This window comes from Pectobacterium wasabiae CFBP 3304 (genome assembly GCF_001742185.1).
Lineage (GTDB): Bacteria > Pseudomonadota > Gammaproteobacteria > Enterobacterales > Enterobacteriaceae > Pectobacterium > Pectobacterium wasabiae.
Genome location: NZ_CP015750.1, coordinates 298,253 through 321,112 on the forward strand (window position 1 = coordinate 298,253; position 22,860 = coordinate 321,112).

General features: G+C 49.1%; 21 protein-coding genes. 6 read left to right on the plus strand and 15 right to left on the minus strand.

What is annotated here, in order from left to right; genetic code table 11:
• Positions 1-223: 223 nt before the first annotated feature.
• The 4 genes from A7983_RS01440 to A7983_RS01455 all read right to left on the minus strand — a co-directional run bounded on the left by A7983_RS01440 (position 224) and on the right by A7983_RS01455 (position 4,239).
• Positions 224-1,915 carry an Hsp70 family protein gene (locus tag A7983_RS01440; protein WP_039478227.1) on the minus strand — a complete coding sequence of 564 codons (1,692 nt, stop codon included), beginning with the start codon at positions 1,913-1,915 and terminating at the stop codon, positions 224-226.
• A 733-nt stretch (positions 1,916-2,648) separates the two neighbouring features.
• Positions 2,649-3,125 (minus strand): nuclear transport factor 2 family protein, encoded by a 477-nt coding sequence (locus A7983_RS01445; RefSeq protein ID WP_005970007.1) that lies wholly within the window; start codon positions 3,123-3,125, stop codon positions 2,649-2,651.
• Positions 3,126-3,186: 61 nt separating this feature from the next.
• A complete protein-coding gene (locus tag A7983_RS01450) occupies positions 3,187-3,756 on the minus strand; it encodes a TetR/AcrR family transcriptional regulator (RefSeq protein WP_005970008.1) in 570 nt (189 codons plus the stop codon).
• A 72-nt stretch (positions 3,757-3,828) separates the two neighbouring features.
• Entirely contained in the window at positions 3,829-4,239 is a 411-nt protein-coding gene (locus A7983_RS01455) for an NUDIX hydrolase (RefSeq protein ID WP_086002461.1), read from the minus strand.
• Between the two features lie 527 nt (positions 4,240-4,766).
• On the opposite strand from A7983_RS01455, the gene A7983_RS01460 reads away from it, so the two are divergent.
• Together A7983_RS01460 and A7983_RS01465 are read left to right on the plus strand one after the other, a co-directional pair.
• On the plus strand, positions 4,767-5,744 hold the full coding sequence (locus tag A7983_RS01460) for a DUF1852 domain-containing protein (RefSeq protein WP_005970010.1): 978 nt from the start codon (positions 4,767-4,769) through the stop codon (positions 5,742-5,744).
• Between the two features lie 27 nt (positions 5,745-5,771).
• Positions 5,772-6,803 (plus strand): methionine synthase, encoded by a 1,032-nt coding sequence (locus tag A7983_RS01465; RefSeq protein WP_005970011.1) that lies wholly within the window; start codon positions 5,772-5,774, stop codon positions 6,801-6,803.
• 99 nt (positions 6,804-6,902) lie between these two features.
• On the opposite strand, the gene A7983_RS01470 is transcribed toward A7983_RS01465, so the two are convergent.
• Both A7983_RS01470 and A7983_RS01475 read right to left on the minus strand, forming a co-directional pair.
• Positions 6,903-7,268: a DUF4751 family protein gene (locus A7983_RS01470; RefSeq protein WP_005970012.1), complete on the minus strand. Its 366-nt coding sequence runs from the start codon at positions 7,266-7,268 to the stop codon at positions 6,903-6,905.
• 116 nt (positions 7,269-7,384) lie between these two features.
• Positions 7,385-8,332 (minus strand): omptin family outer membrane protease, encoded by a 948-nt coding sequence (locus A7983_RS01475; RefSeq protein WP_005970013.1) that lies wholly within the window; start codon positions 8,330-8,332, stop codon positions 7,385-7,387.
• Positions 8,333-8,763: 431 nt separating this feature from the next.
• On the opposite strand from A7983_RS01475, the gene A7983_RS01480 reads away from it, so the two are divergent.
• Entirely contained in the window at positions 8,764-10,344 is a 1,581-nt protein-coding gene (locus A7983_RS01480) for a M20 family metallo-hydrolase (RefSeq protein ID WP_005970015.1), read from the plus strand.
• A gap of 159 nt (positions 10,345-10,503) precedes the next feature.
• Here the strand turns inward: A7983_RS01480 and A7983_RS01485 are convergent, their stop codons facing one another.
• The 6 genes from A7983_RS01485 to A7983_RS01505 form a co-directional block, all read right to left on the minus strand.
• Positions 10,504-10,725 (minus strand): acyl carrier protein, encoded by a 222-nt coding sequence (locus A7983_RS01485; RefSeq protein ID WP_005970017.1) that lies wholly within the window; start codon positions 10,723-10,725, stop codon positions 10,504-10,506.
• A gap of 17 nt (positions 10,726-10,742) precedes the next feature.
• The gene (locus A7983_RS01490) at positions 10,743-12,176 is read right to left on the minus strand and encodes an AMP-binding protein (RefSeq protein WP_005970018.1); all 1,434 of its coding nucleotides are present in this window, start codon (positions 12,174-12,176) and stop codon (positions 10,743-10,745) included.
• Positions 12,173-13,291, minus strand: a complete 1,119-nt coding sequence (locus tag A7983_RS01495; protein WP_005970019.1) for a membrane-bound O-acyltransferase family protein — start codon at positions 13,289-13,291, stop codon at positions 12,173-12,175. Before A7983_RS01495 ends, A7983_RS01490 begins: the two co-directional genes overlap by 4 nt.
• A 10-nt stretch (positions 13,292-13,301) precedes the next feature.
• Positions 13,302-13,424 (minus strand): hypothetical protein, encoded by a 123-nt coding sequence (locus tag A7983_RS24640; protein ID WP_005970020.1) that lies wholly within the window; start codon positions 13,422-13,424, stop codon positions 13,302-13,304.
• Positions 13,421-14,557: a D-alanyl-lipoteichoic acid biosynthesis protein DltD gene (locus tag A7983_RS01500; RefSeq protein WP_005970021.1), complete on the minus strand. Its 1,137-nt coding sequence runs from the start codon at positions 14,555-14,557 to the stop codon at positions 13,421-13,423. The genes A7983_RS24640 and A7983_RS01500 overlap by 4 nt, the downstream gene beginning before the upstream one ends.
• Positions 14,558-15,384: 827 nt before the next feature.
• Positions 15,385-16,278: a LysR family transcriptional regulator gene (locus tag A7983_RS01505; protein WP_005970026.1), complete on the minus strand. Its 894-nt coding sequence runs from the start codon at positions 16,276-16,278 to the stop codon at positions 15,385-15,387.
• A gap of 359 nt (positions 16,279-16,637) precedes the next feature.
• On the opposite strand from A7983_RS01505, the gene A7983_RS01510 reads away from it, so the two are divergent.
• The 3 genes from A7983_RS01510 to A7983_RS01520 all read left to right on the plus strand — a co-directional run bounded on the left by A7983_RS01510 (position 16,638) and on the right by A7983_RS01520 (position 20,415).
• A complete protein-coding gene (locus A7983_RS01510; RefSeq protein ID WP_005970027.1) occupies positions 16,638-17,654 on the plus strand; it encodes an iron ABC transporter substrate-binding protein in 1,017 nt (338 codons plus the stop codon).
• Between the two features lie 140 nt (positions 17,655-17,794).
• Positions 17,795-19,372 carry an ABC transporter permease gene (locus tag A7983_RS01515; RefSeq protein WP_005970028.1) on the plus strand — a complete coding sequence of 526 codons (1,578 nt, stop codon included), beginning with the start codon at positions 17,795-17,797 and terminating at the stop codon, positions 19,370-19,372.
• Positions 19,373-19,374: 2 nt separating this feature from the next.
• The gene (locus tag A7983_RS01520; RefSeq protein WP_005970029.1) at positions 19,375-20,415 is read left to right on the plus strand and encodes an ABC transporter ATP-binding protein; all 1,041 of its coding nucleotides are present in this window, start codon (positions 19,375-19,377) and stop codon (positions 20,413-20,415) included.
• 29 nt (positions 20,416-20,444) lie between these two features.
• Here A7983_RS01520 and arnF read toward each other — a convergent pair whose 3' ends face one another.
• Genes arnF through arnT form a run of 3 tightly spaced genes read right to left on the minus strand, consistent with a single transcriptional unit; the run spans position 20,445 to position 22,845 of the window.
• Complete coding sequence (arnF, locus tag A7983_RS01525) at positions 20,445-20,837, minus strand: 4-amino-4-deoxy-L-arabinose-phosphoundecaprenol flippase subunit ArnF (RefSeq protein ID WP_005970031.1); 393 nt, start codon at positions 20,835-20,837, stop codon at positions 20,445-20,447.
• The gene (gene arnE, locus A7983_RS01530) at positions 20,837-21,178 is read right to left on the minus strand and encodes a 4-amino-4-deoxy-L-arabinose-phosphoundecaprenol flippase subunit ArnE (RefSeq protein ID WP_005970033.1); all 342 of its coding nucleotides are present in this window, start codon (positions 21,176-21,178) and stop codon (positions 20,837-20,839) included. The genes arnF and arnE overlap by 1 nt, the downstream gene beginning before the upstream one ends.
• On the minus strand, positions 21,175-22,845 hold the full coding sequence (arnT, locus tag A7983_RS01535; protein ID WP_005970035.1) for a lipid IV(A) 4-amino-4-deoxy-L-arabinosyltransferase: 1,671 nt from the start codon (positions 22,843-22,845) through the stop codon (positions 21,175-21,177). The genes arnE and arnT overlap by 4 nt, the downstream gene beginning before the upstream one ends.
• Positions 22,846-22,860 lie beyond the last annotated feature (15 nt).

A 22,860-nucleotide genomic window follows, 5' to 3' on the forward strand; every position in this document is an offset into this window, starting at 1 on the left:
GAACGCGGCCTCGACGGTAGGAGACTGAGATTGGGGGGAGTATCAATGAGTATTGGAGTAGCGCCGCCCCGTGCCTGCTGCTTGGCCGAATCAAAGGCTTCGCGTAGTCGCTGATATCCTTCTGGATCTCTGTCAGGGCGATGTGTTTTGAGTTGCTGGGCGTAGGCACGACGTATTTCTGCTTCATCGTGTGTAGGGGCTATCCCGAGAACTTGCCAGATATTCACGAGGGTAGTTCCTCATCATATTGCCGCAGAAATTGCTCTACCCGCCCACGCATCGTTGCAATACAGCGAACATCCTGACTCTCCAGGGCCTGTTCAAACGCGGTCAATAGCTCGTCAATCCACCTGCGCTCCTCGCCGAGTAAATGTTCGAACAGGCGTGAGCAGCGTGCCAGTAGTACCTGATTTTCCTGGCGAGCCCTAGGGTGCAGCTTGAGATCAATGAGCTTTTGCAGACTGGCGGCTATTTGCTCTTCGCTCATTTGTCCGGGGATTTTTTCGATAACCAGTCGCGATACCGTTGGGCTGTCTTTGTTGCAGCACTCCACTTCTAACAGTCCATCCAGTGTGTAAGTAAAGCGCACATCAAGCTCGACCTCACCAGCGGGACGGGGGGGGACCTCAACCCGCATTTCTCCAAGGAACACGTTATCCTGCACCCGACGCCCCTCTCCTTGGTAAATTCTCAGCAGTACCATGGTCTGGTTATTCTCGACCGTGTTAACTGTCTCCATTTTACTTACCGGCAAAAAGGTATTGCGTTCAATGAGGGGCAGAAAGAACCCAGACTCTATCTGGCCAGCATGACGTTTAGCTACTTCTACACCAAGCGAAAAAGGCATTACATCGGTAAGGATAATGTCTTCTACGGCGCGGTCATTCATCATCATTCCCGCCTGCACGCCAGCCCCCAGCGCTACCGCTTCGTCAGGATTCAGGTCATGGCGGGGAAAGCGTCCGAAAAGCCGGGCGACAGTCTGGCGTACTAGACGCATCCGCGTCGCACCGCCGACCAACAGGATATGATCGAGGTCATGCAGAGAGAAACGTGCATCGTGCAACGCCTGTTGAACGGGACGCTGTAGCCGTGTCAGCAGCGTCTGGCAACAGTCCGTCAGTGCGGTTTCCGTCAGCGTCCATTGCCATTGGCGGCCATTCCATTCAATGGTGGCCGACGCATTATCTTCGAGGCTTAACGTCTGCTTCATAGCATCCGCCCTCGCCAGTAATTCAGCGCTGAGCACCGGTGATGACTGTTTAAGCTCAGGATGCTGGCGTAGCATCCACTGTACGATAGCTTCTGAGAAATCATCCCCGCCCAGTTGCACGTCGCCACTGCTGGCACGAACCTCAACCACACCTTCAAACATATCGATTACGGAAACGTCGAAAGTGCCACCACCGAGGTCAAAAGTGAGATATTTCTGTTCGCGGTTTTCAAGCAAGCCGAAAGCGAGGGAAGCGGCAGTTGGCTCATTGAGCAAGCGCGCGACCTCTAATCCGGCCAGATGGGCTGCATTTTTGACAGCACGTCGTTGGACATCATTAAAATAGGCAGGGACAGTTATGATCGCTTTTGTCAACGGCTGTCCAAGCCAGGCTTCTGCATCCTGTTTTAGCTGGCGCAACAGTAATGCAGACAACTCTTCGGCACGAAACTGTCGTGTCCCCAACGAAAGTATGACGTCGGTTCCCATATAGCGTTTAAAGCTTGCTTGCGTTAGTTGTGGAAAACTTTGCAAGCGGGCATGTGCCGGACGACCAATCAAAATATTGCCTTGTTCATCGAGCCCGACAACTGACGGAGTGAGTACATCTCCCCACTGATTTGGGATCAAAACAGATTTACCGTTCTGCCAGAGACTTACTGCGCTGTTGGTTGTCCCAAGATCAATTCCCATAATGTGCATGGTTGCCACTGTTATTCCTTAGATCGTGAAGTCAGATAATAAATACCGCGTCCATGTACACTTTAGGGCTATGGTTGATGTATCTGCTTATTCTGCTGCTTCTTACTTAGGCATGGGTAATTGCCTCATGAACTAACCTGATGCCCTGAGCGACGATTCGAATTCTGTTACTACAAAGCGAATCCAAGAGCGACAGCAAACACTTCTTTGAGTTTGCCCCCTCTCTGCGGATGATATCAAGTCACTCGATGCTGAAATAGACTCAGATTTGAGGACATCACGTCAGTATGACCTCCAATCACCTGCGTGGTTTTCGGTTATAAATATCCTACCTGTTATAATCCGCATATCTGGCGAATACCCCCTAGGTCATATATCTGTAAGCATCCGTGCAACAATTATTCACCTCTTCAACATTTGGCACAGACCTGCCTGCATGACTCCCCCGCTAAGTTTATCTATGAACTTACGGTATTTAATGTAAGCCTGATGCGGCTCGTCCGTTGACAATACGCATGAGAGTACGTCAATAGCGAAAGCCATTGAGGGCAGGATAATATACATAGCAGGCTGAATGTCTTGCTAAGCGCTGCGGAAAAATACTGGCAAATACCAGAGCTGTATGGGGACTACTGATTTGCGTAAATATGCCAGTTAGAAAAACTTTTGCGGCACTTACAGAACAACTCAGTTGTCGGCGGCTCTTCTTTCAAGAAAATCGTGATACTTACACTTACAGGCCCAGCTCAGTCAAACCCGGATGGTCATCCGGACGGCGTCCCAACGGCCAGTGGAATTTACGCTCACTCTCTTTGATGGGCATGTCGTTTATGCAGGCGAAGCGACGGTGCATCAAACCATCTGCTTCAAATTCCCAGTTTTCGTTGCCATAAGAGCGGAACCAGTTACCAGAATCATCGTGCCACTCGTAGGCGTACCGCACGGCGATGCGGTTGTCAGTAAAGGCCCATAACTCTTTGATCAGGCGATAATCCAGCTCTTTTTTCCATTTACGCGTGAGGAAGCCTTTGGCTTCTTCGCGATTGGTAGCAAACTCGGCGCGGTTACGCCATTTGGTGTCCAGCGCATAGGCAAGAGAGACTTTTTCGGCATCACGGCTGTTCCAGCCATCTTCAGCGAGTCGTACCTTCTCAATCGCCGATTCGCGAGTGAAAGGAGGAAGTGGTGGGCGAGTTTGGATATTGGGCATAGTAGTGCCTCCAGGAAAATTGGATAGATCAGTAGAGTTAGCGTCTCTGAAGTTCAAGCCCTCAGAACGAGACCTGTTTTAGCAACAGTTGCGCAACGTCCCTTGCGCTGTCGGCGGCGCTGTAATCGCCCATTACACGTGACATGGTGATTGCGCCCTCCATCAGTATCAGCAACTGTCTAGCCAAGGCTGACGATTGCTCGATATTCAATTGATCGGTCAGTTCAAGCGTGTAATCCAGCAACTTTTGTTTATGAAGCTTGGCGATCTGGCGGATGGGATCAGCAGGATCGCCAACTTCTCCAGCCGTGTTGATGAATGCACAGCCACGAAACCCATCTGACTCGAACCAGCCTTTGAGCACAGTGAACATATTCAGAATACGATCTTGCGGCGTATCTGCTTTGTCGCATTCAGTTCTGAACCAGTGCATCCAGCGTATATCGCGTGCATTCAACGCCGCGGCTGCCACATCATCTTTGGTCGCGAAATAGCGATAAATACTTTTCCGGGCTACGCCTGAAGTCTTCACCAGCAGGTCCATGCCTGTGGCATGAATCCCATTCTGATAAATGAGTTGCTCGGCGGTCGCCAGGATTTTTTCTCGAGTGTCTGTCGGCTTTTTGTTCATGAACTTAAGGTAGAACGATCGTTCTACTAAGTCAAGCGCTGGCTGGAAAAGCTTTTTTGATCAATTGGATTTTCAACGTGTCTCGCCACCCCCTTTCAGCAGAGGAATCAGATGATTTTCAGTAAGAGGGGCAAGTTTAATATGATTATGCTGGCCAGACTCAAACCAGATCACTTCCTCAATTTCTGCCGCAGGTTCAAAATAAGTTCTATCTGTCGATATGCGAAAAATATCAGCACATACCCTATGCCCTGGCTCATTAGCAGCGACATCGGTGAAACTGCCGACCGATACAAGCTCATCAGGTGAAACAATGAAATTGAGTTCCTCTTTAAGCTCACGCACTAAAGCCGCTTCCGGAAGCTCTCCGGCTTCCGGTTTTCCTCCAGGCTGCATGAAGTAGCGAGTGCCACGTTTCCTCACTAACAGGCAACGTCCTTTACTATCGGTGATAATCGCCGCTGCAATGTTAATTTTTCCTATCGTGCTCAATATCTTTCCCTCCGTATGCGGTTTACATTTCATCTTAAATTTTTATGTTCCACATCTCACAAAACAACCAAAGACCACGAACTATAAAAGGATATTATGATAAGCAACCCTGTGTGTTATGTAACTTATTAGATTCACACAGCACCTGGAGTATCAGAAAAAGGAGAGGCATTTCGCCTAACGTTTTCTCGTCTAACGCCAGAAAACAACGCTTATAAGCTTACCGATGGTGACTATTGTTGGGGCGGAATCTGGGCTGGAGTATAGATAACTCCAGCGGTGAACTCTGTAAAACAGGGGCTTCTGTACTAACGTCGCTCCTGACCGTACACCCGATCATGAATATAATTCATATTTGATGAAATTAACTCTCTTTCACTCCCCCAGTGACTCTGGCATAAAATATGCAATATTAACTTATCGACAACATGAAGATAACTGAATAAGAAACAACTAAAGCCATTAAAATCAACAAATTGATTCAGTTTTCATATCAAAATTTAGGATACAAGAACGCGATGAACAAAGATTTTACATTTACGATTAAGAGCAGTTGCTTCGATGAGAATTATAACCCCTCCGAAAATACGCGTATCACGACCAACTTTGCTAACTTGGCCAGGGGAAAGAATCGCCAGGAAAACTTACGCAACACGTTAGCGATGATTGATAATCGCTTCAATACATTGGCGTATTGGGATAACCCTAAAAGCGATCGTTACTCTGTCGAACTTGAAATCATTTCCGTTGAAATTGATATTGAAGGCAATGGCGACACCTTTCCGGCGATCGAAATATTGAAAACAAATATTGTCGATAAAAAAACGAATGAACGCATTGAAGGCATCGTAGGGAATAATTTTTCCTCTTACGTGCGAGATTATGATTTTAGCGTATTACTGCCAGAGCATAATAAGAGTCACCCCGGATTTAGTACACCAGATAATTTTGGCGATTTGCATGGGAAATTATTTAAATGTTTCACAAACTCAATTTATTACAAGAATAACTTTAATAAACAACCTGTTATATGTTTAAGTGTTTCAAGTAAAAATATCTATCATCGGACGGGGAATCAGCATCCGGTATTGGGCATCGAATACCAGCAAAATGAACCTTCCTTGACCGACTATTATTTCGAAAAAATGGGATTACAGGCTCGCTACTTTATGCCTGCGAATAGTGTTGCACCTTTGGCCTTTTATTTTTCTGGTGATTTACTGAGCGATTACACGAATCTTGAACTGATCAGTACGATCAGCACGATGGAGACTTTCCAAAAGATTTATCGACCTGAGATTTACAACGCTAACGCGGCAGCAGGGCAATACTATCAGCCCAACCTGAATCATCAGGATCATTCATTAACAAAAATTGTTTATGACCGGGTAGAACGCAGTCAGTTGGCTATTGAGCAAGGAAAGTTTACTGAAGAGCACTTCATCAAACCCTACAAGAATATTCTTGAACAATGGTCTGCTCACTACGCGCTTTGATTCACCAAAAATATAAGGTCACCTGTTATGAAAAGATTGCTACCCACTTCGACTGCTGGCAGTTTGCCCAAACCGTCCTGGCTCGCAGAGCCTGAGAAACTGTGGTCCCCCTGGAAATTACAAAACGAAGAGTTAATTGACGGGAAAAAAGATGCCCTGAGTTTGTCGCTGTTTGATCAACTGCGTGCAGGCATTGATATCGTCAGCGATGGTGAACAAACGCGCCAACACTTTGTCACAACGTTCATTGAGCACCTTAGCGGCGTGGATTTTGAGAAACGTGAAGTCGTTAAAATTCGTAATCGCTATGACGCAAGCGTACCAACCGTTGTCGGTGCGGTGGCACGTCAAAAACCCGTCTTTGTTGAAGATGCCAAATTCTTACGTCAACTCACCAAGCAACCAATTAAATGGGCTCTGCCTGGGCCGATGACGATGATCGATACGCTCTATGATAATCACTATAAAAGCCGCGAAAAACTGGCCTGGGAATTCGCTAAAATTCTCAATCAGGAAGCGAGAGAGTTAGAAGCCGCGGGTGTGGATATTATTCAGTTCGATGAGCCAGCTTTTAATGTCTTTTTTGATGAGGTGAATGATTGGGGTATCGCCGCGTTAGAAAGAGCCATTGAAGGGCTGAAATGCGAGACAGCGGTACACATCTGCTACGGATATGGCATCAAAGCCAATACCGACTGGAAAAAGACGCTGGGCTCAGAGTGGCGGCAATATGAAGAAGCGTTTCCCAAGCTGCAAAAATCCAATATCGATATCATCTCGCTGGAATGCCATAACTCACGTGTTCCCATGGATCTGCTTGAACTGATTCGCGGTAAAAAAGTGATGGTCGGGGCCATTGACGTGGCAACCAATACCATCGAGACACCAGAAGACGTCGCCAATACGCTACGAAAAGCACTTCAGTTTGTCGATGCAGACAAGCTCTACCCTTCGACCAACTGTGGCATGGCTCCCCTATCTCGTCAGGTAGCCAGAGGCAAGCTCAATGCGTTAAGTGCAGGCGCAGAAATTATCCGAAGAGAACTCTCAGCGAAATAACGCTTTCTCGCGACTACGAGATAAACCCTAAACGGTATAAAAAATCCACCTGCACTATGCAGGTGGATTAGTTTTCCGCATTGTTGCTATCAATCGCTGCTATTCATCACACCATTCAGCAAAAGTAGCCTCATAGGGTTGATCGTCCGCGCTGATGTAAACAATTTTATTGTCTGAATGTCCTTTTGCTACCTCCCCATGAGGGGCGTGAAAGAATACATAATCTTTAATCGTTGCCTGCCATTGCGTGCCATCACCCGTGTGATAATTGATGATGGTATCTTTATGACCTTCAGCTTTTTGGCCTCGATGCCAATGAAAAAACGCATTGCCATTATCAATGACTTCTGCGAACCAAAAGTTAGGATCGTTCCAGGCTTTATAGGAGATATACTTACTTGCTGTTTTAACCGATGGGTTCGCTAAAGACTGATTGATAAAAACAGGGTTCTTATATTTACTCATGATAATTTTCTCTCAAGGTTATTGTTGATGTATGTTATTGCTAAACAATTTATTATTTAATTAATAGCTAAAAACACTTCCATATATAAAAAAGCAATAAAATAATTTACCGATATTTAAAACGTATGCTGTATGCCTAATGACAACGTATAATATTTGTTATCCATCCCGCTCCAGTCACCATCGTAATATGTTGTGCTGTCGGCGACTCGCCATTCCATGCCACTCTTTGATTCTTCATTTCGGATATAAGCGGCTTCGGCATAGAGTTTCGTTTGAGGCAGAATGTAGTAGCCCGCATTTAACACCGCCGAAAAATGCAGTGAGTTTCTTCCCTTAGTCCGAACAGTAAGATCCCGGGCATAATGGTTGTCGTTACTTTTCGCCTGAACCAAGTTGCTGAATTTAAAAATCCCCCCGACCTCGAGATCTTTATGCCTCCATGCCCCAACTAGCCCGATGTAAGGCATGCTATAACTTTGTTGATATCCAAAGATTTTCTCGCTGTCGGGGATAGTGAAGATATCGCGTCCCCCTTGTTCATCGTCATAGTCAAAGTAGCCGCCATACCCTGACCAGCTAAACCTGGTTTTTTGATAGCCTAAGGTGGCCCCAAGTTTGTAATCCGGCGTTTTTATCATCCAGCCGATAAGATTCAGATCAATTTCGTTCGCATAATTCAAGTCGGTTTTTTTGTGGTGGCTCCAGTGAGACCAGCCAGCTTGATTATCATTAACCCAGTCATAATCATCCAGAGTTCCATTTCCTGACGTAAGCGTCGTCCAGCCTCGAATTCCCGCCGTCAAATGAGAAAAAAGATCGTAGCTGAGATCGCCTTTCAGGATGACTGCACTGTCTATTTTCCAGTCGAGCTCACTGGCTTTTTTTCCTCCATAGGTAGGGTGATAGATAAATTCTTTTGATTCCCCGGCTAAAAATCCTAATGCCATGCTACCCGTTAATAGCTGGTTATTGGTCTGATCTACAAGTGTCACTTCTGCCATCGAGGTCCCAGGTATAACGAGTCCGCTCGTTAGGATAATAAGAATAAGCGGTGTTTTCATTTTTAATTCCCTTAATTATGTTTGTGTGTCTTTTTCATACTGATTATTCGTTATAATGGAATTACTTTTATTTTTACAAATAGCTAAACATCACATCGTCATATCGATATAACTGAGTGCAGAGGAATAGACGAGTAGAGGTATCGAGCAACGTTATTTCCCTGCGCTTACACAAATAATATTTATGTACTATTTAGACTATGCGAATTTTAATCCTTTGCCATCACCCTTTCTCTGATTCATCGTTCACCCCCCTCGATTAAAATCGGGGATGGGATCACGGTATTAACCGGTATTTAACCGTAGTCTTGTAGTAAAAATCAGGGGGTTACCACCGCTGCTCACCCCTGAACGAAGACAAACAAATCTTTGTTTTACATTGATATTTTATTTAACTATAAATAGCCTCACCCCCCGTTAACGCATTTTTTATGCAAAAAGGGGGTGAGCGTGTTTTTTTATATTTACAGCTTGATAAAGATCACGGTAAATACAGCGGTACAGGAAAAATAATTATTAGCATTCTCACCATCACGTTAGCCATTTGGTCTTTTATTATGAATAAATTGTTAAGCTTCATTACACAGCGAGAAGGCGAAGCGATAAATCTCCATCGGGAATTAGTTCGTCGCCCAGCAGTTAATCCTGAGCACGGCGGTGAGGGAGAAGAAATAAAGGCACGTTGGATAGAGGAGTGGCTATATCATAATGGCCTGTGCCGCGAGCAGCGTATGGATGCATTAGACGTTCAGGCAAACAATAAGCTAAGGCCCAATTTGGTGGCACATTTTCTTCCACCTGGATGCAGGCACACACTGTGGATCGTGACGCATATGGATATTGCTGCACCTGGTCCACTCGAGCACTGGGTGAGCGATCCGTTTATATTGCGCATCGATGGCGACCGACTGTATGGCAGAGGCGTCGAAGATAACAATCAGGGAATTGTTTCCGCTTTATTATTACTGGATGCGGTCAAGCAACTGAAGATAACGCCGCCAATGGGTATTGGGATTATTTTTACCAGCGCCGGTATTACTGACTACACGAAAGGCATCGGCCATATTTTGAATAAGACCCCACAGTTATTTCGCGCTGACGATCTGATTGTGGTGCCCGATTATGGCAACGAGAACGGCAGCATTATCGAAATTGGCGAAAAGCGTAACGCCTGGGTGCGCATTGATGTCAAAGGTCGGGAATATCATGCAGGATTTAGTGAAGGGCCAAATTGTTTTGAGGCAGCGGCTCGTTTTATTTCTCGTTTGAAGCATGTACGTCGTCGCCATGCTTGTCCTGACCCGTTTTTCTTCCCTCCCACATCAACGATAACCCCAACGCATTCCGAAACTAATTGTACGGGGCTAAACCACGTCCCTGCCAATTTTGTGTTTTATCTCGATATTCGCTTGATGCCGAATTGTGGGCTTGAACTGGTGATGGAGGATCTCCAGCAGTTAGCCCGCCTTATTGAAAAACAGGAAAGGGTTTCGTTTACCTTTTCCTATGTGGAGATCACGCCTGATGCCCCCATTACCTCCGGGCATTCGCCAGTAATTCGCATTCTTTCCGATGCCATCGAGAAAGAGTTAGGTGTTACACCACGTCTGGTCGGGGTTGGTGGTGTGACCATGGTGTCGGTGATCCGTTCTCTAGGGTTGCCCGTCGCAGTGTGGGGGATTCAACAATCCAGCAAGAACCAGATAAATGAAAGTATCAGCCTTAAAGCACAGTTAGAACAAACCCGCATTTTTGTTCGAATGTTATATACCTCGCCACTAAAATCATCCAAGGTGACGCTGTCTCAATCGCTCCCTTGTGAAGGCGCAAAAAATATCACGCCGGCGGAACAGTCGGTCGCGATGTTGGTGGGACTTGGCATGAATAATGAGAATATAGGTGAACAACTCAATTTGAGTGTTAATACGATTCGAACCCACTTGAAAAATCTATACCGTAAAACGGGGGCGCGTAATCGGCGCGAGTTGCAGCGTTTATTTATTTTGAAGTGATCTTACCCACGTAAAGTGTGCGCAGCCCTAAACGATATTCTGGTTTTCAAACTGTTCCAGGCTAAGGCCGCCACAAACGCGATGCTGACGCCAACCGCTTTTGTAAAAAAGCCCCTGAATACATATCCAGGGGCTTTAAAAAACGCCACCACGTCGAGCTTAGCCGCGGTTCTCTTCAATGTAGCGAGCCAATTCTGCTGGGGTCTTCAGAACGGTAGCGACTTCAGTTGGCGGGATCACACAGCCGTAAACGTCCTGCACTTCCAACACCAGATCGACCGCCAGAATCGAGTCGAGAATATCGGACTCAATCAGTTCATCATTAAAGCCCACTTTACGGGATAAGATCTTTTCAAACAGCGCGAGTATTTCTTGTTCCATAATTTTTCCTGGGATAATTAAATCGTGCGGGCATGAGTGTCCAGCAGTTTACGGTCAATCTTGCCGTTAGGATTCAGCGGCAACGCGTCTTTGATAATAATTTGGGAAGGCACCATATAGGGCGGAATCACCTTAGAGAGCGAGGTTTTAATCGCCTCTGGTGCTAAGTTCGTCACGCAGAACGCCGCGATACGCAGAACACCGCCGCCCGATTTCATCAGCGGCAGAACAACGGCTTCGCTGATGTCGGATATCGCCAGCAGACGGTTTTCAATCTCGTTGATTTCAATACGATAACCATTAAGTTTGATCTGGCTGTCATTTCGGCCCTGGCAGTACAACAACCCGTTCTCATAGCCCAGGTCGCCGGTTCTGTAGCCTCGGAATGCTTCACTTTCCCGATGCAACAATTTCTCAGCGTTCTCCTGCGCGAGCCCAAGGTAGCCGCGCATCACGTTTTTGCCCCAGATGATCAGCTCACCCTCAGCGGTAATTTCCATTCTGGAGTCCGGCATCATCGCGCCGACAGGCAGCAGATCATTTTCGCTGTGCAGAATGTCATCGGTGATTTCGATAACGGTGGTAGCGACAGTCGCTTCCGTTGGGCCATAGGAATTGAGAATTTTAGCGTGCGGGAAGCGGCGACGTAGCTGTTTTACTAACGCTTTATTGAGCACTTCGCCAATAAATACGAAGACGTTAAGTTCAGGTAAATATTCACTGTTGAACTGAGGAGAAAGCAGCCGCTGATAGGCGAAAGAGGGCGTTGAAACCCAGACAGAAACGCCGTTGTCTTTCAGGCGATCGAGCCAGTTTTCTGCTGCAATATCTTCTTTTGCATTCAGGACGATGTGCCCTCCGGTTGCCAGATTCGCCAGCAGCGGGATCAGAGAGAGATCGAAACTGAACACCGCATGATTCATCAGCACCGGCACGTCTGGCAGTGAAAAGTCCTCACGCACCCATTTCATGAAGTGCCACAGGCTTTCGCGTCCGATCTGCACCCCTTTCGGTTTCCCAGTGCTGCCGGAGGTGAACATGATATAGGCGAGATCCTGCTCGACCAGCGCCTGACCCGCCTCACCGGTAGCCATAAACTGCCTGGTCGCGACATCGTAGTAGTAAGGGGCGTTCGCCAGATGGCAAATCTCCTTAAGCCGCTCCTGCGGATAGATGCAGTCCACCGGGATATACGGAATGTTATGCAGCAGGCAACTATAGATCGCGACAGCAAACTCCGCCTGCTGATGCCCATATAACACCACCGGCGAACCTGCGGGCTGCTGACAGTGCCGATAGCGATGCGACCAATCAGTCACAGCGACAGATAGCTGTTGCCAGGTCATTGCTTCATCGCTGCCGCTAATCGCCAACTGATTGGGGTTAGCGGGGTCGAGTAATGCCGCACGCAGGAAATCTTGTAGTTCCTGAAGTTCTGAGTGAAGGTTCATAGAGGAGACATTCCGCTAAAGATGTAGAGGGAGGCCGCAGCGCTTGTCAGCGTCAGAATTCGACCGATGAATACAATAACCGGATGATGTAGACAATTATTCAAAGCCGGGCTACGTTTGGCAGACCACTGCAACATGTTATGAACAACGGAAATGGCACCAAACAGCGCGCCGCTAATAACATAGTGTCGTTCAAGCCCGTTCCATGCCCCCATGCAAAACAGGGTGCAGAAAATGCCAATATTCTGCGCCAGCGTTTTGTTCTGTCGGAAAAAGTCGAGCTTCATCAGATTCATATAAATCGGCATAAAGACCACGTCCCTCAACCATTCTGACAGGCTGATGTGGAAGCGCCGCCAGAAATCCTGCGGGTTTTTAGCCAGAATGGGCATATTGAAGTTCGCCGGGATAGTCAGGCCAAATAAGCGCCCCGCCCCGATAGCCATATTGCTGTAGCCAGCAAAATCAAAATAGAGATAGGCGCTGTAGGCCAGTGACATCACTACACCAACGCTTAATGTAAACGGGCGTTGGCTCCACGACTCAATAACCAGATTATTGATCAGCATGGCAAATAAGAACTTCTGAATAATGCCGGTAACAATTTGCTCCATGGCCACTAAAAACTGCTCACGAGTAATAACGAAGACCGGTTTATTAATGTCAGTAAGCCATGTCCGCCAGCGATACATCGGGCCAGCCAGAATAATGAATGGCATAAAGAGATAGCAGAAGTAATGCAGGAAATTCTGGCCATCTTTTTTGCTGCGATAAAGCAGAACATCAATGGCGCGGAAGGTCATAAAGGACAGACCAATCATGCCCCAATGGTTGTTAAGGTGTAACTTCACTAAAAACAGCGGGAGCAACGTCAGGCTGACCGCCTGCCAGGTTTTTAACCAGCCTTTCTCTTTTAAGGTGACGAGAATATAAAAGCTCAGGAAAACCGCCACGGGAACAACGTAATCCCCCTGGAAAATATATCCCCAGCCTAACACCGCCAAGACGGAAAAGGCGGATAAATACGTCAGCCGATAACTGAATACGCGATTAATCAGCGCAAACAATAATGCTGATGAAAACAGAAGGAAAAAAAACATTCCGGAGCTGTACATCATTCATCCTTCAGAATTTTTGATATTCAAAATGCACTTTTAAACTCATGCTTTCATCAACAGAGGTCCACGCAACGATGGTTACCGCCAGAAAGAGATAAAGGAAAAAAAGGCGGATGGCGGTTTTCATCATTTAAAACTCTCAGCAATAAATTTATCCATCGCGACCCATGCCGGCTCGGTTGGGTGAAGGCGGTCCCAATTCCAGCCGTTCTGATAAGGCTGTGCATACATATCAAGATAGCGAACCTGATTTTCCTCCAGCATCGACCTGATCTGACTATCGATTGGCTGGAATTTCTCGGAATTCTTAATTGCCCACGGATTGATCGGATCGACGATGACCACAAACTGGGCATTGCGCGCTTTCAACAGTTTGATCGTTGCCGATAACGCCTCCATTTGCGCAGGAATAATCGGCGCGTCATCCCACTCTTCCCGCGCTTGATCGTCTGCAAAAACAGACTTATCCATCCACAGCGTGGCGGCACTTTGCTGGCGAGATTTATTCAGCTCATGAGCCTGAGCCAGTTCATGATCCCAGTCAGGGCTCACGTTGGTAACGGGTGGATGAGGCCACGGTTGCGCAGGCTGAGGGACAATACGTAGCATCGCTAGCCAGTCGCTTTTTATTAGCTCGCAGAAATTAGCAAATTGATAACTCACTTCTTGCCAGATAATTTGCGGGTCCCAACCATAGACTTTCATTTGGCCGAACGTTAAATGGCTTATCTCTTCTTTATCGATCTGCCGTAAGTAATTGACCAGAAAGGAACGCGTTTGGTCGTCCTTCATCAATGGGTTAAAGACAGATGCTGGGAAATTGTTGGCAAAAATTGCCGGGGGAATACCGTCCGAATAAAAACTATCAGGCGCAAGCAGCAAAACAACTTTACTGTTAGCGTTAAGCTCATCTTTAAAACGTGAAAGCAGTAAAAAGTGCGTGACGCTATCGATATAACTATCGCCATAGGCCACAACCGGACGATGCAGTTGGTTATTAAAATAATTATAGACCGCATAATGTTCATCTTCAGAAGTAGAAACTTCAGATGCACCAAGAAAGAAAATCGCATTTCCCTGTAAAGCATGAGAAATAGTCGCTATTTTTTCCCTTTGTTCTTTCGGCGTTCCTTCCATGGTGTTAATCAGCGGTTGGAATGTTAACGCCGGATCAAAGCTTGTCGCTAGCGGGTGAACGCTAAGGAACAGGATGGCGAGAGTAGCCATCAGGAGATGTAGACAGAGAGTATTTTTTATTTTCATTATATAAAGTAAGGCTACATGATATTTATTGTTTGAAATTTGTGAATTTTTATCTTCACGGTAAATCGATCCCTGTATTTTTTGGATTATATACCAGGGTTATCTTCGATGATGAGCGTTGCTGTGTAACGGTATGTACAGTGTTTATGTCCGTCACAATAATCAGGTTGGCGACCAGGCAGGAAAAGGATTCTCAGACATCCCTTCTTGCTTACGCCGCCCGAATGTGAGGTAGTAAAGGCTCGGTGAGCGGGATTCCATCGCTCCCGTTTGGACGCGATCGCAGTGATGATGGCGCTCAAGGGCTTTTGAGTGATGACCGGCAACCGATACAAAAAGGTGAAAAGGAGAGTTTATGAAAAACTACCAGACCATTCCCCATCGGCTATTGATTATCTCAGTAACGTTGTTGGTTATCGCCTGTTCATCCAGTGCGAAAAAATCCCCCCCGGATGAAACGCCGGCATGTATGAAGTACCGTTCAATGATGACAGCCCCTTTACCGCCAGCGGAAATGATGAGGTTAAAAAATCAGTGTGAGCAGTCAAGGCATTAACGTAATAGGGTGTTTTTATCGTGTCGATGATTAAAAAATAATAAAAGATGCCCTAATAAATAAGGCGAAGAAATAGAGGTCACCATTGAAAATGATCGCTATTCGTTTCAATTCCCCACGTGTTCCAAATCGCCGTAAAATGTATAAAACGCCTCATTATTATCAGAGCACATTTTATTTCCCCATCGGGCATATACTGCGCGCCGAGATTCATGAATGAGATCGATAACGGCATCCTGGAGGTTTCCGCCGCCACGCCGCAGACATCGCGCTAACGCGGATAACGCAGCGCCTCAACAAACAGTGAGAAAGCGGTGGTATGCTGCTTGCGGCTGGGATAATACAGATAGTAGCCCGGAAACGGCGGGCACCATTCTGTCAGCACCCGAATCAGGCATCCGCTGGCAATATCATCCTGCACCGAATCTTCTGGCACGTAGGCCACGCCTAGCCCAATTTGCGCAGCATCAATCCGCTGGCGCAGGCTATTCATCGTCAACTGTCCTTCAACGCGCACCTTGATTTCCCGACCGTTTTTTTCAAACTCCCAGGCATAGATGCCGCCCACCGTCGGCAGGCGCATGTTAATACAGCGATGCTGATGTAAATCTTGTGGCGTTGCGGGAGGCGGATTGCGCGCAAAATAGTTAGGAGAACCGACCACCGCCATACTCATTTCCGGTGCAATACGCACGGCGATCATGTCTTTTGCTACCTGTTCACCCAAACGAATGCCCGCATCAAAGCGGCCGATGACGATATCCGTCAAAGCATTATCCATCGTGATTTCGACGTTAATATCGGGGTAATTCACTAAAAATGGCTTTAACACCGGCCATAATATCGAGTCAACCGCGTGCTCCCCCGCCGTGATGCGAATATTCCCCGCAGGCCGCTCGCGCATATCGCCCAGTGCAACCAGTTCACTTTCGATATCCGCAAAACGTGGGCCGAGGCTATGCGCCAGTTTATCCCCCGCTTCCGTCGGCGCGACACTACGCGTGGTTCGGGTCAACAAACGCACACCAAGGCGTTCTTCCAGACCGCGAATCGAATGGCTTAACGCCGACTGAGAAAGCCCGAGCTTCGCCGCCGCTTTGGTAAAACTGCGTTCTCTTGCCACCACGAGGAACGAAATGAGGTCATTAAAGTTTTCTTTTAACATCAGCGTGTCCTAAAAGTGGTGCTATCAATCGGTGTCCATTATACAAGTTCATGAATAATATTGTTCTGCCCCAAAAACAGCAAAGCCACTCAGCGTGAAACTGAATGGCTTTTTATCCCAGTTCACACCGAGACACGAACTGAAATAACGTGATGGCCGAAATATCACATTCACCGAAACCTTAATTTAACCTTAAGAAAGGGAAATAATAATAACTATCATTATTATTATCAATATGTAAAATCCATTTTCGACTGCCGCTACATCCCCCGCCTGTGTCACCAAAATAATGTGATGCGAGGGGATCAACGTAGGCCAGCAATATTCAAATATAACGGGTATTGATAAGGGTAAATACTATGAAGCTTGGTTTTGGATTATTGAGTTCTGCCGTTTTATTGGCTTCCGGCCTGACTCTCGGCACATCGGCAAACGCAGCAGAAAACGATGAAGGGATCGTGATTTACAATGCCCAGCATGAAAACCTGGTGAAATCCTGGGTGGACGGCTTCACGAAAGAAACTGGAATCAAGGTGACATTACGCAGCGGCAGCGACACCGAATTGGGCAACCAACTGGTGCAGGAAGGGAAATCGTCTCCTGCCGATGTGTTCCTGACCGAAAACTCACCGTCGATGGTGCTGGTCGATAACGCCGATCTTTTTGCGCCGCTGGATAAAGCCACCCTCGATCAGGTCGCACCTGACTATCGTCCTTCTCACGGACGCTGGATCGGCATTGCCGCACGCTCCACCGTATTTGTCTATAACCCAACCAAATTTACCGATGCGCAGTTGCCGAAATCCTTAGCCGATCTGGCGAAGCCAGAATGGAAAGGTCGCTGGGCGGCATCTCCATCGGGTGCGGACTTTCAGGCCATCGTCAGCGCTTATCTGGAGTTGAAGGGCGAGAAAGCCACGCAAGCATGGTTGAAAGGCATGAAAGAGAACTTCACTGCCTACAAAGGTAACAGCACGGTGATGAAAGCAGTGAACGCAGGCCAGATTGATAGCGGCGTGATCTATCACTATTACCGTTTTGTCGATCAGGCTAAGACCGGCGAAAACAGTAACAACACCAAGCTGTACTACTTCAAGCATAAAGATCCGGGCGCGTTCGTCAGTATTTCCGGCGGCGGCGTGCTGGCATCCAGCAAACATGCGAAAGACGCTCAGGCTTTTATCAAATGGATCACGGGCAAATCCGGTCAGGAGATTTTGCGCACCAACGACGCGTTTGAATATGCAGTTGGCGTCAATGCGCTCTCAAATGACAAACTGGTTCCGCTGAAAGATCTGGACGCGCCGAAAGTGGATGCCGCCAAACTCAACAGCAAAAAAGTCGTGGATCTGATGACGCAGGCTGGCCTGTTGTAGAGAGTAGATTGTAATACGTAGATTGTAATGATAGTGCCTTCGTCAGGGCATTTTCGCCCTGACGAATCACCATAAGAATGGCCGCTCAACGCGGTTTCATCGTCTAAGAATATCGTCCTGACGAGGCAACTACAGGCAGCATGACAAACGTTAGCTACAGCGAAACCACCACGTTTCCCGAATCCTCTCCGCCATTACGCAAGCCCGCCGCATTGCTTACGATCGTCGCCCTGACGTTATCTCTCTTGGGGTTTATTCCGTTGGGCTTTGTGATTGGCGTAAGTATTGATACCGGTTGGGAAACGGCTCGCACCTTGTTATTCCGCCCGCGCGTCGGCGAACTCCTGACCAATACGGTGCTGCTGGTTGTACTGACGCTACCGATTTGTACGATTTTGGGCGTGCTGTTAGCCTGGTTGACAGAGCGTACAACCTTACCCGCTCGACGCCTGTGGTCCCTGCTGCTCACTGCGCCACTGGCAATTCCTGCGTTTGTACAAAGCTACGCCTGGATCAGCACCGCCCCCAGTCTACATGGCTTACCGGCTGGTGTATTTTTATCCGTCGTCGCCTATTTACCGTTTCTTTATTTACCCTGCGCCGCGACGCTTCGGCGTCTTAATCCTGCGTTGGAAGATGTTGCGGCTACGCTGGGAGTGCCTCCGGTTACCGTGTTTTTCCGCGTAGTGTTACCGCAGTTAAAGCTAGCCATCGGCGGCGGATTACTGCTGATCGCCCTGCATTTACTCGCGGAGTACGGCCTGTTCGCCATGATCCGTTTCGATACCTTTACTACCGCCATTTTCGATCAGTTTCAGTCAACGTTTAATGGCCCAGCGGCCAACATGCTCGCTGGCGTGCTGGCGCTGCTGTGCCTGTTTCTATTGTGTGCGGATACCCGCATACGTGGCGTCACGCGCTATGCGCATGTTGGTTCCGGCGCGCCGCAGGTTGTCACACCGATACGCTTACCACCACGTTCTCTCTCGCTGGCGCTGCTGTTACTGACAACGCTGGTGCTACTGACACTCGGCGTACCTTTTATTACGCTGTCTCGCTGGCTGTGGTTTGGCGGCTGGGACGTGTGGCAACGGCATGAGTTACTTGATGCCTTTCGCCAGACCATGACGCTGGCACTGAGCGGTGCTGCACTGACGACGCTGGCAGCGATCCCGATGGCCTGGCTGACCATCCGCCACCCCAATCGCCTGTATCGGTTTTTGGAAGGGTGCAATTACATCACCAGTTCTCTGCCGGGTATCGTCGTCGCGCTAGCGCTGGTGACCACGACGATCCACGTCATCAGACCGCTCTACCAGACCGAGTTCACCGTGCTACTGGCTTATCTGCTGATGTTCATGCCACGAGCGCTGGTTAATCTACGCGCGGGTATCGCCCAGGCACCGGTAGAGTTAGAACAGATTGCTGCCAGTCTGGGACGTTCCCCCTTGCAGACGTTAATGACCGTGACCATCCGGCTGGCTGCGCCTGGCGTCGCCACAGGGGCAACGCTCGTTTTTCTGGCGATCATCAATGAGCTAACTGCCACGCTGCTGCTGGCTCCCAACGGCACGCGCACGCTGGCGACCGGATTTTGGGCGCTAACCAGTGAGATCGATTACCCTGCGGCAGCACCCTACGCGCTTATACTGGTCTTACTGTCGCTGCCGTGGACCTGGTTTCTCTACACGCAATCACAAAAAATGGCGGGGCTGTAATCATGTTGGAACTTCATCGCGTCAGTAAAAGCTTTAATGGGCGCACCGTGCTGTCTGACATTCGTTTAACGTTAGAAGACAGCCGCCGCACGGCGATTGTCGGCCCGTCCGGTTCGGGGAAAACCACCCTGCTGCGCCTGATCGCCGGGTTCGAAAAACCAGATACCGGCGTCATTACGCTAAACGGCCAAACGCTCTGCGATAGCGGGCTTTCCGTTCCCGCCCATCAGCGTGGAATCGGCTATGTCCCGCAGGACGGCGCGCTGTTCCCGCATCTCTGCATCGCCGACAACATCGCCTTTGGATTAAAAGGCACGAAGGCGGAGAAACAAAAACGGGTGGATGAGCTGATGGCGCTGGTTTCCCTTCCCGCACATTTACAGAAGTACTCACCGCATGAAGTTTCCGGCGGTCAGCAGCAGCGTGTTGCGCTGGCTCGCGCGCTGGCGCAGCGCCCTGCGCTGATGCTGCTGGATGAACCGTTTTCTGCTCTGGATACCGGACTGCGCGCCGCCACCCGCAAAGCGGTAATGGACGTTTTGCAACAGGCTAACGTGGCCTCGATTCTGGTGACCCACGATCAGGGGGAAGCGCTATCTTTTGCCGATCAGGTTGTCGTCATGCGGGATGGACAACTGTCGCAATCCGGCTCGCCGTGGGCGCTCTACCATCAGCCCAACAATGAGGACATCGCCACCTTCCTTGGTGAAACGCTGATTCTCGACGCGCAGATTGATGGCGGTCAGGCTAGCTGCCTGCTTGGGCACATCGCGGTGGATCGCCCAACGGCAAACGGTCGAGCAAGGATCATGCTCAGGCCAGAACAGATAACGATTCAGGATACCGAGATAGCGAACACAGCACACATTCGCGCAACTATCCGCAACGTCGAATTTTCCGGCTTCGTCTCTACGCTGACGCTCTGCATCGACAACGCAGAAGCCGATGTCATTGAACTGAAAACCGTCAGCCACGCTGCTTTCACCGTCGGCCAACAGGTTAGCCTGAGCGTGAACGGTGCCGCACACGTTTTCAGTCAATAGCCTCTTTCGCAGGTAGCAGCATAGGCGGTTTACCGCGCCGCCTGTGCGTTGCGGCTAACCAGCCAGACCCCGAGAAGAATAATCAGCACGCCGAGGCTTTTACGCAGGCTCATCGGTTCGTTCAGCCACGGTAGAAAAACCGCAGCAAGGTAAACTACCGCATAGCTCAAGCTAATCAGCGGGTAAGCACGGCTTAGCGGCAAATAGCGTAGCACCATGAACCAGCACACCATCGACAGGCCGTAACAGATAATCCCGACCAGCACCGCGACAACAGGCCAGCCCGCCATCAACGTGCTGAGCGATGGCCAGTGCGTCATGGAAATGCTCGGCAGCGCCAGCATGCCACTTTTCATTAATACCTGTGCAGCGCTGGCTAGCACAATACTGGCAAGCGCCCAGACATAGCCTATTTTCGCCATCATCCCCCCTGCATCAAATAGATACCGGTGACAATCAGCGCGATGCCCCACCAGTGATGCCTATCCACGCGTTCGCCAAATCCATAGTGCGCCAGCAGCGTCACCAGAACAAAATTGATGCTCAGCAACGGGTACGCCACGCCGAGCGGCAGACGCTGCAACACCAAAAGCCACAGCAGAAGCCCAATCCCCAGCAGCGCTACCGCCAATATCAGCCACCCGAATGTCACCCGTTGACGTTGAGCCACGGGCAAACGCCGCCAGCACTCCGCCGCCTGTTTCTGACACAGTTGCCCTAAGCTGGTCAGCAGGCAGACTATGGCAACCAATAGATAACTCATGGTGCTACCTGCTTATAAAATAACAGCACGTAGCGGTGCGATTTTCTCAATTGATTGGGAATAGGCAGATTGCGATATTCCTCATCGCTATCCCTATCGATCTTCAGCACCAGCGCAACATTCCCGCTATGCCGTTTATCGGCTAACCAGGCTGGGAAAGCGCCCTCATCCATAAAGCGGTCAGCAGAATCCGCATAGCCCAGCCCATAGTTCAGTTCGCCACGCGCTTTGAATAAGGTGATGTCACTGCGCTTCAGTTCCCACGCCAGTCCGGCAGCCAGCCCTACCTCGTCGCTCAGCACATAGCGGCTATCCGCCAGCAACGGCATTTGACTACGGATAAAAGTTTGGGGATTCTTGGAATCCACCACGCTCGCAGGAATGCTTCCGCCAACGAGCAGCGCCAGAAAGAGCGGACAGCCCGCCACCAGATAGCCCCACGTCCGGTCTTTTTTTAAGCTGACGACGGCAAACATAACCCAACCGATAAAGCTGATAACGCCCGATATAATGGTAAGGTCTTCTCCCGGTTGATAGACATGCGGCATGATAATGCCAAGTCCAAGTGTGGCAACCGTGAGAGCCAGCACGCCGCCAAAAGCAATATTGAGCCAGCTATTGATGCGCAGCAGACGCTGGCGCGCTTCGGGTGCCAACTCGGAAATCCACGCCGCCATCAGCAACGCCAACGGCGCAAAACACGGCAGAATGTAGGTCAGCAGTTTGCCTTTGGCGATGCTGAAAAACAGCAGCGGCATCACCATCCAACACAGCAAGAAGAACCGCTCTGGTTTCACTTTCCGTTCAGTCCAACCGCTGCGTAACGCCCCCGGCAACAGCGCGAACCAGGGGAATGTCCCAACAATCAAAACGGGCAGGTAATACCAGAACGGCGCTTTATGCTGCGCATCGTCTTCTGCAAAACGCTGGATATGTTCAATCCAAAAGAAGTAATGCCAGTAATCGGCTTCGCGTTCGTGCACCGCCAGCGCCCACGGTGCGCTCAGCAATACTGCGACGACAATCGCCAGCGGCCCGAACAACAGCAGTTCCTTGATTCGCTTTTGCGCCACCGCGACCGGTAGTACGCCGATCACCGGTAAGGCAAGTGCCAGAAAGCCTTTGGTCATAAACCCCATACCGCAGGCTAGTCCCATCAATCCCCAGGCCAACAGCCGTTCACGCGTCAGTTTTGCCCGCAAAATCAGCGCATGGCTGAACAACGCCGCCGTCATCCAGAGCGTCACCATCGGATCGAGCACGCTGTAAGTGCCGATGCCATACACAAGCAGTGACGTAAGATAGATCGTCGCCGCCAACAGCGCGGTACGCTGGTTTTTCCACAGCAGCATCGCCAGCCAAAACACCAGCAACGCACTCAGCGCGGTAGAAAACACCGAGGCAAAGCGCACGGCAAAATTGGTGTGACCTAATAGCCACTGACTGATGTTATTCAGCCAGTAGCCTGCGACGGGTTTCTCGAAATAGCGAATATCCAGCAAATGCGGCACGATCCAATCGCCACGTTGAAGCATCTCACGGCTGATTTCGGCATAGCGAGTTTCATCTGGCGACCACAGCCAGCGGCCGTTAAGCGGCAGCAGGTAGAGCAAAGCAAACAACACCACTATCACGGTACTTTTCAGCTTGAACATGCTTTTTTCCATGCTGTCTCCTGCTTT